This window comes from Humibacter ginsengiterrae (genome assembly GCF_054780115.1).
In genome coordinates this window covers 142,305-157,087 of sequence record NZ_BAAGWY010000007.1, presented here as the reverse complement: position 1 = coordinate 157,087, position 14,783 = coordinate 142,305, and the positions used below count along the sequence as shown (strand labels likewise).

General features: G+C 67.0%; 13 protein-coding genes. 9 read left to right on the top strand and 4 right to left on the bottom strand.

The genetic code is table 11. The features are described from left to right. Positions 1-82 precede the first annotated feature (82 nt). Complete coding sequence (gene lpdA / locus ACYVII_RS10590; protein ID WP_460534685.1) at positions 83-1,480, top strand: dihydrolipoyl dehydrogenase family protein; 1,398 nt, start codon at positions 83-85, stop codon at positions 1,478-1,480. 47 nt (positions 1,481-1,527) lie between these two features. Here lpdA and uxaC read toward each other — a convergent pair whose 3' ends face one another. Beyond that, entirely contained in the window at positions 1,528-2,946 is a 1,419-nt protein-coding gene (gene uxaC / locus ACYVII_RS10585; RefSeq protein ID WP_460534683.1) for a glucuronate isomerase, read from the bottom strand. Between the two features lie 18 nt (positions 2,947-2,964). Beyond that, a complete protein-coding gene (locus tag ACYVII_RS10580; RefSeq protein WP_460534681.1) occupies positions 2,965-4,083 on the bottom strand; it encodes a LacI family DNA-binding transcriptional regulator in 1,119 nt (372 codons plus the stop codon). Between the two features lie 185 nt (positions 4,084-4,268). Here ACYVII_RS10580 and ACYVII_RS10575 point away from each other — a divergent pair, with 185 nt between their 5' ends. The 3 genes from ACYVII_RS10575 to ACYVII_RS10565 all read left to right on the top strand — a co-directional run bounded on the left by ACYVII_RS10575 (position 4,269) and on the right by ACYVII_RS10565 (position 7,473). Then, complete coding sequence (locus ACYVII_RS10575; protein ID WP_460534679.1) at positions 4,269-5,621, top strand: ABC transporter substrate-binding protein; 1,353 nt, start codon at positions 4,269-4,271, stop codon at positions 5,619-5,621. A gap of 77 nt (positions 5,622-5,698) precedes the next feature. Further along, on the top strand, positions 5,699-6,574 hold the full coding sequence (locus ACYVII_RS10570) for a carbohydrate ABC transporter permease (protein WP_460534678.1): 876 nt from the start codon (positions 5,699-5,701) through the stop codon (positions 6,572-6,574). 89 nt (positions 6,575-6,663) lie between these two features. Then, positions 6,664-7,473, top strand: a complete 810-nt coding sequence (locus ACYVII_RS10565; RefSeq protein WP_460534834.1) for a carbohydrate ABC transporter permease — start codon at positions 6,664-6,666, stop codon at positions 7,471-7,473. Here ACYVII_RS10565 and ACYVII_RS10560 read toward each other — a convergent pair. After that, positions 7,466-8,521, bottom strand: a complete 1,056-nt coding sequence (locus tag ACYVII_RS10560) for a LacI family DNA-binding transcriptional regulator (RefSeq protein ID WP_460534676.1) — start codon at positions 8,519-8,521, stop codon at positions 7,466-7,468. The genes ACYVII_RS10565 and ACYVII_RS10560 overlap by 8 nt on opposite strands. A gap of 184 nt (positions 8,522-8,705) precedes the next feature. Continuing rightward, positions 8,706-9,320, bottom strand: coding sequence for a TetR/AcrR family transcriptional regulator (locus ACYVII_RS10555; RefSeq protein WP_460534674.1), 615 nt, complete (start codon positions 9,318-9,320; stop codon positions 8,706-8,708). Between the two features lie 241 nt (positions 9,321-9,561). Between ACYVII_RS10555 and ACYVII_RS10550 the strand changes: the two genes are divergently transcribed. The 5 genes from ACYVII_RS10550 (at position 9,562) to ACYVII_RS10530 (ending at position 14,767) form a co-directional block, all read left to right on the top strand. Then, positions 9,562-10,152 (top strand): DUF6230 family protein, encoded by a 591-nt coding sequence (locus ACYVII_RS10550; protein WP_460534672.1) that lies wholly within the window; start codon positions 9,562-9,564, stop codon positions 10,150-10,152. A gap of 5 nt (positions 10,153-10,157) precedes the next feature. Continuing rightward, the gene (locus tag ACYVII_RS10545; protein ID WP_460534670.1) at positions 10,158-11,336 is read left to right on the top strand and encodes a DUF6114 domain-containing protein; all 1,179 of its coding nucleotides are present in this window, start codon (positions 10,158-10,160) and stop codon (positions 11,334-11,336) included. A gap of 114 nt (positions 11,337-11,450) precedes the next feature. Continuing rightward, the gene (locus ACYVII_RS10540; RefSeq protein WP_460534668.1) at positions 11,451-12,308 is read left to right on the top strand and encodes a sugar phosphate isomerase/epimerase family protein; all 858 of its coding nucleotides are present in this window, start codon (positions 11,451-11,453) and stop codon (positions 12,306-12,308) included. Continuing rightward, a complete protein-coding gene (locus ACYVII_RS10535) occupies positions 12,305-13,501 on the top strand; it encodes a Gfo/Idh/MocA family protein (protein ID WP_460534666.1) in 1,197 nt (398 codons plus the stop codon). The genes ACYVII_RS10540 and ACYVII_RS10535 overlap by 4 nt, the downstream gene beginning before the upstream one ends. Before the next feature lie 60 nt (positions 13,502-13,561). Then, the gene (locus ACYVII_RS10530; protein ID WP_460534664.1) at positions 13,562-14,767 is read left to right on the top strand and encodes a mannitol dehydrogenase family protein; all 1,206 of its coding nucleotides are present in this window, start codon (positions 13,562-13,564) and stop codon (positions 14,765-14,767) included. Positions 14,768-14,783 lie beyond the last annotated feature (16 nt).

Below are 14,783 nucleotides of genomic sequence, written 5' to 3'. Positions count from 1 at the left end.
CGGGTGGCTTCACGAGGCCAGACCACGAGGCGTACCAGGTAGCATCCCGTAGCGAAACCCGCCCGATTCCTGAGGAGGACCCATGCCCCATTTCGACGTAGTCGTGCTCGGTGCCGGCCCCGGCGGTTACGTCGCCGCTGTGCGCGCCGCGCAGCTCGGCCTGCAGGTGGCCATCGTCGAGCAGCAGTACTGGGGCGGAGTGTGCCTGAACATCGGCTGCGTTCCGGCGAAGACGCTGATCCGCAACGCCGAGGTGCTGGGGCTGGTCACGCGCGAGGGCGCGGAGTTCGGCATCTCCGGCGACATTCACGCCGACTACGGCGTCGGCTGGGACCGCAGCCGCAAGGTCGCGGATGCCCGTGCCAAGGGCGTCAACTTCCTCATGCGCAAGAACAAGATCACCCAGTTCGACGGGCACGGCTTCTTCACGGGTCCGAAGTCGATGGATGTCGCGCTCGCCGCAGGAGGCACTGAGCAGCTCACGTTCGACAACGCGATCATCGCGACAGGTTCCACCGTGCGCCTGCTGCCGGGCGTGGAGCTCAGCGAGAACGTGGTCACCTACAAGGAGCTCATTCTCAGCCGCGAGCTCCCGAAGTCGATGGTCATCGTCGGCGCCGGCGCCATCGGACTCGAATTCGCGTACGTGCTGGCCAACTACGGTGTTCAGGCGACCGTCGTGGAGTTCCTCGACCGCGCGCTCCCCAACGAGGATGTCGACGTCTCCAAAGAGGTCACGAAGCACTTCAAGGCGCTCGGCGTGCCGATCCTCACCTCGACGAAGGTCGAGTCGGTGGTCGACGACGGCAACCAGGTGACGGTGACCTACACCGGTGCGGATGGCGCACAGGGCAGCATCACCGCCGACAAGGCGCTCATCTCGGTCGGTTTCGCCGCGAACGTTTCCGGCTACGGCCTCGAGAACACCGGCGTTGAACTCACCGATCGCGGCGCGATCGCGATCGACGACCACATGCGCACCAACGTTTCCGGCATCTACGCCATCGGCGACGTCACCGCCAAGCTGCAGCTCGCCCACGTGGCCGAGGCGCAGGCCGTCGTCGCGGCAGAGACCATCGGCGGCGCCGAGACCATGACACTCGGCGACTACCGCAACATGCCGCGCGCTACCTACATGCAGCCGCAGGTGGCGAGCTTCGGCCTCACCGAGCAGCAGGCCCGCGACGCCGGCTACGACGTCGAGGTCTCGACCTTCCCGATGATGGCCAATGCCAAAGCGCACGCCCTCGGCGACGCACGCGGGTTCGTCAAGCTCGTCGCCGACAAGAAGTACCACGAGCTGCTCGGCGGCCACATGGTCGGACTCGACGTCTCGGAGTTGCTGCCCGAACTCACGCTTGCTCAGAAGTGGGACCTCGGGGCGCTGGAGCTCGCACGCAACGTGCACCCGCATCCGTCGCTCTCCGAGTCGATGCAGGATGCCTTCCACGGCCTCGTCGGCCACATGATCAACCTGTAGCCCCGCACCCTCGCGGGTTCGTCCCCGCGAGGGTGCGCGTTCGTCGGCTACAGGCGGAAGACGCCTCGCGGGATGTCGGACACCAGCCGGCGGGCGACACCGAGCGCGTCGTCCTCGTCGAGCTGGTGCGTGACGACGAGGGATGCCAGGTAGCCGGCATCCAGCCGCCGTGACATGTCGTGACGGGCCGGGATCGAGCAGAACGCCCTGGTGTCGTCGATGAATCCGCTCGTCTTGGTGAAGCCGGCCGAGTCGGTCACCGCGGAACGGTAGCGGGTGATGCCCGCGGGGGAGTCCAGGAACCACCACGGCGCGCCCGCGTACACACTCGGGTAGAAACCGGCGAGCGGTGCGATCTCGCGCGAGAACAGGGTCTCGTCCACGGTGAAGAGCACGAGCCGGAATGTCGGGTTCACTCCGAAGTCGCGCAGGATCGGCGTGAGCGGCACGGTGTAGCCGCCCACCCCCGGCAGGTCGTGACCGGTGTCGGGACCGAAAGCGTCGAAGGTCGGCTTGTGGTGGTTGCGGATGACGCCGGCGTGCAGCTGCATCACGAGACCGTCGTCCGCGCTCATCTCCGCGAGCCGGTAAAGCAGGTTGCGGCGGTACGCGTCCGCATCCGCTTGGCTGATCGTGCCGGCCAGGGCATCGCGGTGGATGCGCTCGGCATCCGCCTCGGAAAGCGGCTCGCTGCCCGCGTCGATCACGCCGGTGTCCGTGGCCGTGCCGCCCGCCGCCTTGAAATACGCGCGCCGCGACCGAAGCGCGTCGAGCATCCCTGCGTACGTTCCGCAGTCGATGTTGGCTGCGGCCGAGAGCGTTGCGAGCGCGTCGCGCCAGCCGGCCTGCAGAGGATGCATGTAGCGGTCGGCGCGGAACGTGGGCACCACTGCGCCGGTGAAGGTCGGGTCGTCGCGCAGTGCGAGATGCGCCGAGAGGTCGTCCGCCGGATCGTCGGTCGTGGCCAGCACCGCGATGCGGAAGCGGTCGAACAGCGCTCGGGGACGGAATTCGGGCCGCGCGAGCGCTGCGCACAGCTGGTCGTACAGGGCGTCCGCGGTCTGCGGCGACGGAGCATCCGTCAGCCCGAAGACGTCGGCGAACTCGCTCTCGAACCAGAACCGCACGGGAGTGCCGAGAAAGACGCCCCAGTTCTCGCACAGTCTGCGCCAGATCTCGCGACCGGATGCCTGCGACGGCACACCGTTCCGCTTCAGTCCCAGCTCGGTCAGCGGCACACCCACCGCGTGCAGCAACCGTGTCACGTAGTGGTCGGGCGTGATCAGCAGCGCTGCCGGATCCCCGAACGGCTCGTCGTCGAGCAGCAGGCGGGCGTCGACGTGGCCGTGCGGTGAGTAGATCGGAGCGTCCGCCACCTCTGCATACAGCCGCCGCGCAACATCGCGGCTGGCCGGGTCGGCGGGCAGCAGACGGTCGGGGTGCGGGCTCAGCGTTCGAGCGCTCATCGAGTCTCCAATCTTGGGTCAGCGTCGTGACTCCCGCACCGAGCTGGGCGCGGGGCCGGTCGACTCGCGCACGGTGAGATGCGTCGCGAGCACGATTTCGTGGCTCAGGGCGAGATCGTCGAAGCGGTCATCATCGTCGACCACCGACCCGGTTTCGATCCGATGCAGAAGCGACCGAATCGCGACTCTTCCTGCTTGCTCAATGGGAGACGTCAGGGTGGTCAGCGGGGGATGGCAGAACGCAGCGCCGAAGATGTCGTCGCACCCGACCACGCTCATGTCTTCCGGCACGCGTACGCCACGCTCTCGGAACCGCTCCAGCATGCCGATCGCGAGCAGATCGTTGAACGCCACGCACGCCGTAGCATCCGTGTTCAGTGCGGCATCGGCGGCCGCTGCGCCAGAGTCGACGAACGGCACGTGCGGTCCGATTCTGTTCAGTGAGAGGTTCAGCCGCTTCGCGGCGGCATTCAAGGCCCCGAAGCGGCGTTCGTTGGACCACGAGCTGTCGGGGCCTGCAACGTAGAGGATGTTCCGGTGTCCGAGGGACACGAGATGTTGGAGGGCTTGCTCCATCCCGCCAGGGGTGTCGATGAGAACGGACGGAACGCCCCGCGGCTTGCGGTTGATCACCACCAGCGGAAGTCGCTCCGCGATCTCCGCGATCCGTTGATCCGACAAGCGAGATGCCGAAATCACTGCACCGTCAGCCCGTCCGGCGATGGCGTTCAGCGCTTGCAGCTCTGTGCTCGGCGACTCCTCGGTATCGACCAGCAGCTGGATCCATCCGGCGGCTGCGAGCTGGTGCTGCGTTCCGCGGATGATTCCGAAGTAGAACGGGTTGGTGACGTCCGAGACGACGACGGCGACCGCATGTTTTCGGTGCGCTTGCGGTTCGGGTCTGATGCGCTCGTAGCCGAGTTGCGCCGCCGTGTGTTCGATGTGCAAGCGCGTCGCCTGGTTCACACGATGTGGAAGCGAGAGCGCACGGGAGACCGTCGAAGGGGCCACGCCGGCGGCCCTCGCGACATCTCTGATGGATACCCGTTTGCGGGCTTCGTCGCTGCTCGTGGTCGGCTCCCGTTCAGGTCCCGCGTTCGGGTCCCAGTCCCTTGAAGGTAGCTGCGGTGGCAGCATTCGGCAACTTGTTGCAGAACGTTGTCATCGCCCGCGAGCATATGAAGCAGGGTGATATTCGCAGTCCAATTCACGGATTCGTTGCAGAGTGTGGCAACGAATGGCAACAGCTTGATGCTTGCCCAGTCGCGTCTCTACCGTGCGACTACTACGAAGCACGTGTACTCGATGGAGAGGACCGACCTATGCACAGAAGACGCGCGATCGCTGTAACCGCGGGGATGCTCGTTGCAGGACTCGCACTGGCAGGATGCAGTTCTGGTGGCAGTCCGACCGCCAGCGCCAGCAGCGGACCGGTCAATGGCAAGGGCAAGACCATCACCGTCTTCACGCTGGCTAACACGCAGTACCCGCAGCAGCAGAAACAGTTCGACGACGATGTGGCCGCAGCGTTCCAGAAGCAGACCGGCGCGAAGCTGGTGTGGGACATGGGCGCGTCGGCGAACGACGAGCAGACCAAAATCCAGACCTCGGCGGTCTCCGGTCAAGGCCCGGACATCTATGACATCGGCACCACATTCACGCCGACCGCCTACTCGACAGGCGACTTCGTCAGCATGACCACCGCCGACTGGAACGCGATCGGAGGAAAGAGCAAGTTCGTTCCTGCCTCGCTCGGCATCTCCGGCCCGAACTCCAAAGACCAGGTCGGCATCCCGTACGAGTCTCGTCCCTTCGTGATGGTCTACAACACCAAACTGTTCCAGCAGGCGGGCCTCACCAAGCCGGCCACGACGTGGGATGGCCTGATCGCCCAGGCGAAGAAACTCACCGGCAACGGGGTCTACGGCATGGCCATGGACTACAAAGACAGCTTCAGCCCCTGGAAGTACATCTGGATGTACGACATGCAGATGGGCAACCCGTTGATCTCGGGCAAGAAGGCCACCCTGAATGACCCGAAGACGCTCAAAGCCTACGAAGACTACTTCGGGCTGCTGACCCAGGATCACGTGATCGACCCGGCATCGGTCGGCTGGACGAGCGTGCAGGCACTTGCCGCGTTCGCTCAGGGCAAGGCCGCGATGCTGAACTGGACGACAGCAACGGCACAGAACACCTTGAACGCCTCACCGGTCAAGGGCGAGTACAAGTTCGCGGTCATGCCGACCGTCCCTCCGGGGTACTCCTCGCTGCCGAAGGGCGGGAACGCCGCCGCCAGCATCATCTCCGGCGACAATCTCGTCATCGCCAAGTACTCGAAGAACCAGGCGCTCGATCTCGCTCTCGTGAAGTACCTGACGAGCGACGAGGTGCAGAACAAGCTGTACACCAACTTCGGCAATCTTCCGGTGACGCAGTCCGAGGCCAAGAAGCTGGAAACCAACCAGGCGTCGCTGGCTCCGCTCCTGGAAGCCGGGTCGAAGTCGGTGACGACGCCGTTCTCGGGCGCGTGGGGCGCGACCGAGGTCGGATTGCTGAATGTGGTGACGCAGTCCATACCCGATCTCAACAACGGCTCGGTCAGCCCGAGCAAGCTCAAGAGCCTGCTCGACAATCTGCAGAACACCGCGACTCAGGCGCTGCAGTCCCAATGACGCCTGAGACGACCGTCGCGAGCCGCTCGTCCGCCATTCAGCCGGGCGGCTCGCGATCCGCCCGGCGAAGGCGGCCGGTGACCAAGCGCGGACGGCCGCTGTGGATGCTGATTCCCGGCGGTGTGCTGCTGGTGGCGATCATCCTCATCCCGCTGATCATCGGGATCTGGATGTCGCTGCTCAACTTGAGCCAGTACACGATCCGGCAGTGGCTCGCCGCACCTTTCGTGGCGTTCCAGAACTACGTCGTCGTGGTCACGCAGACGCAGTTCTTCCAATCCCTGGGTGTCAGCATCGGCTTTGCCGTGATCGCGACGGTGTGCAGCGTCCCCATCGGCGTCGCAGCGGCAGTGGTGACTCACAACTCATTCCGCGGTCGGGCTGTGGTGCGTTCCATCTTCTTGGTCCCCTATGTGATCCCGTCCTTCGTGGTAGCCACGATCTGGCGCACGATCATGCAGCCCGGAGGGGTGTGGACGGGCATGCTCACGAGCTTCGGCGTCAAGTCGAGCCTGTGGCTGAACGGACCGAACGCATTCTGGACTCTCGTGATCGTGGAGATCTGGGCGTCTTGGCCGTTCATCTACCTTCTGACGCTCGCGGGCATGCAGACGATCGAGCACCAGGTGTTCGAGGCGGCTGCGATAGACGGTGTGACCTGGGGCCGACAGCTGCGCTCCATCGTCTTCCCGAACATCGGCGGCCCGCTGGCACTGGCGTGCGTGGTCTCGGTGCTGAACCACATCAACAACTTCACGCTTCCGTATGTGCTGTTCGGGATTCCAGCGCCGGATAACGTGCAGACCCTGCCGTTCCTCACCTACATCCAGAGTTTCACCGTGTTCCGATTCGGCCTCGGCGCCGCGACTGCCGTGCTCTCTCTCGTGCTGCTTGCCATACCGCTCATCGTGTACCTGCGCATGGTGCGGCTCGATGTCGGAAAGGAGAGCTGAGAGTGACATCCGACTCTTTCACGGCACGTGATCGCCGCCGCGCGACGGCGGGCATCGCGGTGCTCGTGCCGGTATGGCTCCGAACGGTCATCATCGTCGTGATCCTCGTGATCATCGCGCTGCCGATGATGTTCGTGGTCTTCGGATCGGTCAACTCCGATCTGGGCGTGGCCAGTGGCGAGTACTTCCCGTCATCGTTCACTTTGGTCAATTACGCGAAGATCTGGACGACCGTCGGGCTTGCGAAGGGCATGGTGAACAGCATCATCGTCGCCGGGTCCACTGCTGTGGTGGCCACGGCGATCGCCACGGTGTCGGCGTACGTGCTCGTCCGATTCACCTTTTTGGGACGCTCGACGGTTCTGCGATCGATGCTGATCCTCCAGTCGATCCCGGGCACACTGCTCGTGCTGCCGCTCTTCGTCGTCTTCTCGTCGTTCACCACGTACATCGGCGTTCAGGTGATAGGCACCCGGTGGGGCTTGTTCATCACGTACCTCACCTTCGCGCTGCCATTCGCCACCTGGGTGATGGTGACCTACCTGCGAGGCCTTCCCCGCGAATTGGAGGAGGCGGCGCGGATGGATGGCGCATCCAATGTGCGGATCGTTCGGCAAGTGATCCTGCCGCTGAGCTGGCCGGGTATCGTCGTGGCGGGCATCTTCTCGTTCCTCCTGGGATGGAACGATGTGCTCTTCGCCTCGGTCATGACGAATTCGGACACCCAGACCGTCTCGATCGCGCTCAACATCTTCAGTGCGTCGCAGTCCGGCGGATCGCTGCCGCTCTACGGTCAGCTCATGGCCGCTTCGCTGATCTGCGCGGCGCCGGTCGTCATCCTCTACCTCTGCCTGCAGCGCTGGCTCGTCGGTGGACTCACTGCCGGCAGCGTCAAGTGACGACCAGCGCAGGCGCCGGCCCGGTGGATGAGCGGACGGTGAGATGGGTGGGCAGCGTTGCGCTCCGCCGCCGAGCCGAGTCGGCTCCCGCCTCGAGCTGCGCGAGCAGCAGCGTGACGGCGAGCCGGCCGGCCTGCTCGATCGGGGCGGTGAGCGTCGTGAGCGGCGGATCGCAGAAGTCGGCGCCGAAGATGTCGTCGCATCCGACGATGCTCATCTGCCCGGGAACTCGGATGCCCCGCCCTGCCAGGTGCTGCAGCATGCCGATCGCGAGCAGATCGTTGAACGCGATAGCGGCCGTGGCACCGGTGTTGAGCAGGGCGTCCGCCGCCGCCGCTCCTGCGCTGCGCAGCGGGGAGAACGGCCCGAGCCTGCGCGTCGTCACCGCGTGCTGCTTGCCGGCCTTGACGAACCGCCGCCAGCGTCCCTCGTTCGGCCAGGATGTCTCGGGACCCGACACGTAGGCGATGTCGCGGTGGCCGAGCGACACGAGGTGCTCGACGGCCTGCTCGATGCCCTTCGGTGTGTCGATGAACACCGTCGAGACGCCGCGCGTCTGCCGATTGACCGCGACGATGGGCAGTTGCGAAGCTAGTTCGGCGAGCATCCGGTCCGACAGCCGCGATGCGGCGAGCACGGCGCCGTCGAACGACGAGCGCAGGCGGTGCAGCAGGTCGTCTTCGTTCTGATCCGACTCCTCGGTGTCGATGAGCAGCTGCGAGTATCCGGATGCCTTCAGCTGACGCTGCGTGCCCTTGATGATGCCGAAATAGAACGGGTTGGTCACATCGGAGACGAGCACGGCGATGGCGCCCGTCTTGCCAGACGTCAACGCACGGGCAGGGGAGTTGGGGGAGTAGCCGAGTTCGGCCGCGATGCGCGCGATGCGTTCGCGTGTGGCCGCGTTCACCCTGCCCGGGTTCGAGAGCGCACGCGAGGCGGTGGAGATGGCGACGCCGGCCCGCTCCGCGATATCGGCCAGCGTGACGGGACGCGGCGCCTCAGCGAGCGCCACCTGGGGCGGCGCATCGTCGCGAACTCCTCCCATGACGACAGCCAACCAGGCCCGTGGCTCACTGGCAAACGAAAGGCAACCGTTTGCCACACCGGTGCCCGATCGCGAGACTGCACGCCCGCCCGAAACCGTGGGCAATATCCGCTGTCTCGGGTAGGCGATGCAGCCTGGCGAAAACGGGCGGCCGCCGCACCCGCGGACCGGACGGATGCCGCGGTCAGCGCGGAACAGGCCCGGCGACGGACTCGACGACGGCGAGGGCACTACGCTCCAGGAAGGCAACGAACGCGGCCGCGTCGTCGTCGCCATCCGGCCCTTCGACCAGCTCTCCGTCGACCAGCGCCCGCTCGGCGAAGGCGACCCACGCGCGCAGCGCGACCTTGAGCAGCGGCGACTGCGGAACGCCGAGTTCCTCGAAGACGGCGACCACACGCCCAGTCTGGATCTGCTCCGCCTCCTCGACGACGGCCCGCACCTCCTTGTCTCCGCTGGCGACGCCGTGCACGAGCGAGACGAACGTGCTGCGGTGTTCACGCACGAACTCCACGATCTTCGTCAGCGTCGTGCGCAGTCGCTCCAATGGCGGAAGGTCGAGTTGCGGCTCGGTCGCGTTCAGCATGCCGTCGCGGGCGGCACGCACGACCTCGCGGTGGAACCCCTGCTTCGAGTCGAAGTAGTAGAACAACAGCCCGCGTGAGACGCCGGCCTGTGCCGAGAGGTCTTCCACGTTCAGCTGATCGAGCGGCCGGTCGGCCAGTGCAGCCACTCCGAGGGCGACGAGCTGCGCACGGCGTTCCTCGGGCGTCATACGGGTGCGGCGCTCGGAAGGCATCTCTCGAGGATATGGGCGATTGGGCATGAATGATCTCGACAGAGCCATGACGCCGGCTCGCGGCGCCCCAGCGGACGTGCGAGGCCTTGTCGCACGTCGCATGCCTGGCATCGACTGCGGTGTGCCCCGTCCGCGGGTCGACACCATAGACTGGCGCGCGGTACTGACTCATGGTAAATAGTTACTGACGCCGCGTCAGTAAGGGTCGTCATCCAGGAGTTGCGCGGATCGAGGAGGATCTATGAAGCTACGTTCCCTGACGGCGAAGCGCGCGGGGCGCGTCGCACTTGCCGGCATACCGGTAGGCATCGTCGCAGGCCTTCTGATGACGGGCGTGGCCAACGGTGCGGTCCCGGTGGCGTTCACCGTCTCGGGGTCCACGTTCCAGGTCGCCGCCTCGCAGCTTGAGGGCACCGGCTTCTCCCAGTACGCCGGAACCGTGACGCTGAAGGATGGCTCGACGCATCCGGTCTCAGTCGCGAACATCGCCAGCGCGAAGCTCTACGACCTGTGCCAGTCGGTGACCGTGCCCGGCATGCCGGTCGGGTTGAAGATCACCGCAGGTGGTGGCGGTACGCCCGCCACGGCGACGAACATGCAGATCGGCATGACCGACCTGCAGGGCGACGCGACGTTCAACAACATCCGCATCGGCGTCGACGCCTCGACGGTGAACACGGATGCCAAGGGCTCGGTGGGTGACTTCGCTCAGGATGCCGACTCGGTCGAGATCAAGAACCTCAAGCAGACCGCGTGGAGCACGCAGGCATCCGTCTTCAACCTCGCCGGGCTGCACCTGCAGCTGACCGACGGCAAGACGACCTGCTTCTAGGCCAGATGCAGCGACTCAGGGAATGGTGGCACGCGTTCGTCGCGTGGTCGCGGCAGCGTCCGTTCATCGGCGGTCTGCTGACCGTGCTCGGCGGCGTCGAGATGTTCTTCTCCGGCCAGCTCTCGGTCGGCGCCATGCGGGTGCAGGTCGGGATCGAAGGCTTCCAGGCGATGATCATCCCGATCGTGCTCGTGGTGCTCGGCGTGCTGGCGACGCTCATGCCGCAGCACCGCATCTTCTACGGCGTGATCGCGCTCGTCGTCGCGGTGTACTCGCTCGTCGGAGTGAACCTCGGCGGCTTCTTCGCGGGCATGATCCTCGCCAGCGTTGGCGGTGTGCTGATCGTCTCGTGGATGCCGAGGGGGCCGGACAAGGCCGCTGACACCACTGCCGACGCCGACCGCGACGCCCCCGCCGCGGAACGCGGTCGGAGGCGACGAGGCGGAGACACCGCGCGGCGGGCCTCGGGAGGCGCTCTCGCGGTGGCGCTCACGGCGGCGATGAGTCTCGGACTCGTGGCGGCGCATCCGCAGTCCGCCTCCGCCGCAGTGCCGGAGACAGAGGCCAGCGGAGTATGCATCCTCGGGTTCATCGGCGACTGCTCCAACCCGAGTCCGACGCCGCGTCCCACCCCGACGTCCACGTCGACGACTGCCCCCGGCACCCCCTCTACGCCCGCTCCGTCGCCATCGCCGGGCAGCGCCAACGGGACCGGCGGTGCAGCCACACCTCCGGCCCCTACCGGACCGACCCTGATCGCACCGGCATCCGACTCGCCCGTGTTCACCGGAAAGCCCGCACTGCTGCAGGGCTCGTCGCTGTCGTTCTCAGGGCTGCGCTACCTCGGCCTCGCCACCGTGCGCCTGTCGGACGGCAGCACCGCGACCGTGCTCAAGCTCTCGATGGACAGCGTGACCATCCCCGGATTCCGGCTGGACACCCGCGACGCGAACGGTGCGGGCACCGACACCGTCGCGACATCCATGTCGTTCAGCGGGGGAGTGAACACGTACCTCGCATCGTTCAAGGCCGTGCTCGACAACGGGAAGGCCGTGCAGTACGACATCCAGCACCCGCCGTCGTCGGACGGATCGGTGCCGGTTCTGCGCATCCTCTCGCTCGAGGTCTTCGGCATCACCGGCGGCAGCTCGGCGCTGACCGGATTCCACGAGATGATCAGCTGACCGCTCCCTCAGAGGCACTCTCGCAACGACCGGTATCGCCCTCCGGTCTACGCGCCGTGGCAACGCATGGCAAACGTTTGCAGCGACTCCGCGCCGCTGCCTAACCTGAATGGCATGAGCTCCACTTCCACGGGCGACGACATCACCTGGAACCTCTCCGGATTCGGCGACGAGATCGACGAGTCACCGCAGGTGCAACTGGCCGTGCTCGAGGCACTCGGTGCCCGGCACATCGAGGTACGAAGCGCCTGGGGGGTGAACATCGTCGACCTCGACGCGGAGCAGCTCAGCGCTCTCAAGTCGATCATCGACGCAGCAGGCTTCGGCGTCTCCGCCATCGCCTCGCCGATCGGCAAGGTGGATGTCTCGTTGCCCGTCGAGCACGAGGTGGAGCGACTGGCACGAGCGATCAACGCCGCGCACGTGCTCGGCTCGCGCTACGTGCGCATGTTCTCCTTCTATCGGGGCGAGGGCATCCCGGCGGAGGCCATCCGCGACGACGTGATCGTGCGCATGCGTGCACTCGCCGACCTCGCCGAGCGCGAGGGCGTCGTGCTGCTGCACGAGAACGAGAAGGGGATCTACGGGGACGTGCCCGAGCGGGTCCTCGACATCGTCGAGTCCGTGGGCTCCGATGCGCTGCGTCTCGCCTGGGACAACGCGAACTTCGTGCAGTGCGGCGTGAAGCCGTTCACGGATGCGTGGCCGCTGCTTCACGAGCACGTCGAGTACCTCCAGGTGAAGGACGCGCTGTTCGCCGACGGTACGGTCGTGCCGGCCGGTGAGGGCGACGGCCAGCTCCTGGAGACGGTGACCGCGCTGCGGGATGCCGGGTACCGCGGCTTCGCCTCCCTCGAACCGCACCTCGCCGGGGGGTTCGCGCTCGGCGGCTTCTCCGGCCCGCGCGCGTTCGGCACCGCCGCTCGCGCGTTCGCCCGCCTGACCGACACGATCGGAGTCACCACAGCATGAACGACCAGGCCGACACGAATTCGGCGCCCACTCTCACCGCCGTGATCGTCGGCTGCGGTGTCATCGCCGACAACCACGTACGGGCGCTTGCGGCCAGGGGAGACGTCTCGATCGTCGCCCTCGTCGACACGGTCACGCCCGCAGCCGAGCGCGTCGCCACGTTGGTCGAGGAGGTCGGGATGCCCCGGCCCGCGCTTTTCGCCGATCTCGGCGAGGCACTGGCGGAGCATCCGGTCGACATCGTCGTCGTGCTGACGCCGAGCGGTCTGCATGTGCGCCTGGCGGAGACCGCCCTGAACGCAGGAAGCAACGTCGTCATCGAGAAGCCGCTCGACGTCTCCGTGCCCCGCGCCAGGCGCATCCGCGAGCTCGCCGACGAGGCCGCGAAGCGGGGGCTGGTGGCCACCGTGATCAGTCAGCACCGATTCGACCCGGCGTCGGCGGTCGTGGCCCGCGCCGCGCACTCCGGCGAGCTCGGTGTGCTGACCAGCGCCGTCGCATCCGTCGCGTGGTGGCGCACCCAGGAGTACTACGACTCCGGCCAGTGGCGCGGCACGTGGGAGCTCGACGGCGGCGGCGCCGTCATGAACCAGGGCGTGCACACCGTCGACCTTCTGGTCTGGTTCATGGGACGCCCCGTGGCCGTCTACGCGCACACGGCCCGCCTCGCCCACGAGCGCATCGAGGTGGAAGACACCGCCGTCGCGACCGTGCGTTTCGACAACGGCGCCATCGCCGTGCTGCACGCCACGACCGCCGCGTTCCCCGGGTTGTCCGTGCGCGTTCAGGTGCACGGCTCGAACGGTTCGGCGGTCATCGAGAACGACCAGCTCGCCTACTTCGCCTCAGGAGGCACTGCGGAGACGTACGGCAACGCCGACCCGACGCGCTCCGCGGGCGAGAACCGCGCGTCCGAGTTGGTGGAGCCGTCCCAGCTGTACGGCAGCCCGCGCGGAGCGGACGCATTCGTCGTCGGGCACCGCAGGCAGTACGACGACATCGTCGACGCCATCCGCACTCACCGGGAGCCCGGCGTGACAGTGACCGATGCGCTGCTGTCGCTCGCCGTCGTCCGTGCGCTCTACCTCTCGGCCACGCTCGGCCGCGAGGTGCTCGTCGACGACGTGCTCGATGGTGCGTACGACGACCAGGACGTGCACACCGAGACAACGAATACCCAGGTCACCGCATGAAGTTCGCGGTCTTCACGGCACCGGCCCTGCAGCGGACGCCGTCCGATGGGGAAGGCGCGGATGCCGTCCGTCGCTGAGGCGCGCACATCGCGGCCTCCGGTGCGCATCGCGCACCTCGGGCTGGGCCACTTCCACCGCGCGCATCAGGCCTGGTACACGCAGCACGCGAACGCGTTCTCCGGATCGTCGGACGGCTGGGGCATCGCGGCCTTCACCGGGCGTTCGCCGCGGGCCGCCGAGGTGCTGGCAGAGCAGGACTGCGTCTACAGCCTCATCACCCGCGCCGCCGACGGCGACTCCGCCGAGATCGTGCAGTCTGTCGTGCGCACGCAGGACGGCGCGGGGGCGGGGTGGACGGGCACGCTCTCGGATCCGGCAGTCGTTGTCCTCACCGTCACCGTGACGGAGCGCGGATATGAGACTGCTGCCCCTGACGGGCCATCGGGCGGCCGCGAGAGCGCGGGTGCTCGGATCGCACGCGGTCTCACGGCGCGGGCACGGGCATCCGCCGGTCCGATCGCCCTCGTCAGCTGCGACAACCTAAGCGGCAACGGCGAGGCACTGCGTGGCGCCGTGCTGGCCGAGTCCGACGCGGATCTGGCCGCCTGGATCGGCGAGAACGTCTCGTTCGTCTCGACGATGGTCGACCGCATAACGCCGGGAACCACGGATGCCGACCGCACAACCGCCCGCGAGCTCACCGGATACGACGACGCGGCTCCGGTCGTCACGGAGCCGTTCAGCGAATGGATCCTCAGCGGCGCCTTCCCCGCCGGGCGTCCCGAGTGGGATCGGGTCGGCGCCCGCTTCGTCGACGACATCGAACCGTACGAGCGTCGCAAGCTCTGGCTGCTCAACGCCGGCCACACGCTGCTGGCCGCGGTCGGACTCCCGCGCGGCCACGAAACGGTGGCCGCCGCGTTCGCCGATCCCGAGTGCCGCATGCTGCTCGAAGACCTATGGGCGGAGGCGCGGGGCGTGCTCCCGTTCGATGAGGGGTCGACGGATGCCTTCCTCTCCGCCCTGCGCACCCGCTTCGCCAACCCGCGCATCGCGCACCGCCTGACGCAGATCGACGACGGCAGCCTGCAGAAACTGCGCCAGAGGCAGGCTGCGATCGTCGCCGCACGGCTCGAGAACGGGGACGAGCCCGGGCGCGCATCCCTCGCTACCGTCGAGTCATGGGGGCGCACCCGCGGACTCGATCTGGCCGAGGCGCTCGACGTGCTGCAGCCGGGCCTTGCCCGGCGCGTCTACGCCAACTGAACCGAACGACAACCCG

Coding starts and splice junctions, on each gene's coding strand:
- lpdA (WP_460534685.1), top strand. CDS start 83: ATGCCCCATTTCGACGTAGTCGTGCTCGGTGCCGGCCCCGGCGGTTAC.
- ACYVII_RS10530 (WP_460534664.1), top strand. CDS start 13,562: ATGCCGTCCGTCGCTGAGGCGCGCACATCGCGGCCTCCGGTGCGCATC.
- ACYVII_RS10540 (WP_460534668.1), top strand. CDS start 11,451: ATGAGCTCCACTTCCACGGGCGACGACATCACCTGGAACCTCTCCGGA.
- ACYVII_RS10555 (WP_460534674.1), bottom strand. CDS start 9,320: ATGCCTTCCGAGCGCCGCACCCGTATGACGCCCGAGGAACGCCGTGCG.
- ACYVII_RS10535 (WP_460534666.1), top strand. CDS start 12,305: ATGAACGACCAGGCCGACACGAATTCGGCGCCCACTCTCACCGCCGTG.
- ACYVII_RS10575 (WP_460534679.1), top strand. CDS start 4,269: ATGCACAGAAGACGCGCGATCGCTGTAACCGCGGGGATGCTCGTTGCA.
- ACYVII_RS10560 (WP_460534676.1), bottom strand. CDS start 8,521: ATGGGAGGAGTTCGCGACGATGCGCCGCCCCAGGTGGCGCTCGCTGAG.
- uxaC (WP_460534683.1), bottom strand. CDS start 2,946: ATGAGCGCTCGAACGCTGAGCCCGCACCCCGACCGTCTGCTGCCCGCC.
- ACYVII_RS10550 (WP_460534672.1), top strand. CDS start 9,562: ATGAAGCTACGTTCCCTGACGGCGAAGCGCGCGGGGCGCGTCGCACTT.
- ACYVII_RS10545 (WP_460534670.1), top strand. CDS start 10,158: ATGCAGCGACTCAGGGAATGGTGGCACGCGTTCGTCGCGTGGTCGCGG.
- ACYVII_RS10580 (WP_460534681.1), bottom strand. CDS start 4,083: ATGCTGCCACCGCAGCTACCTTCAAGGGACTGGGACCCGAACGCGGGA.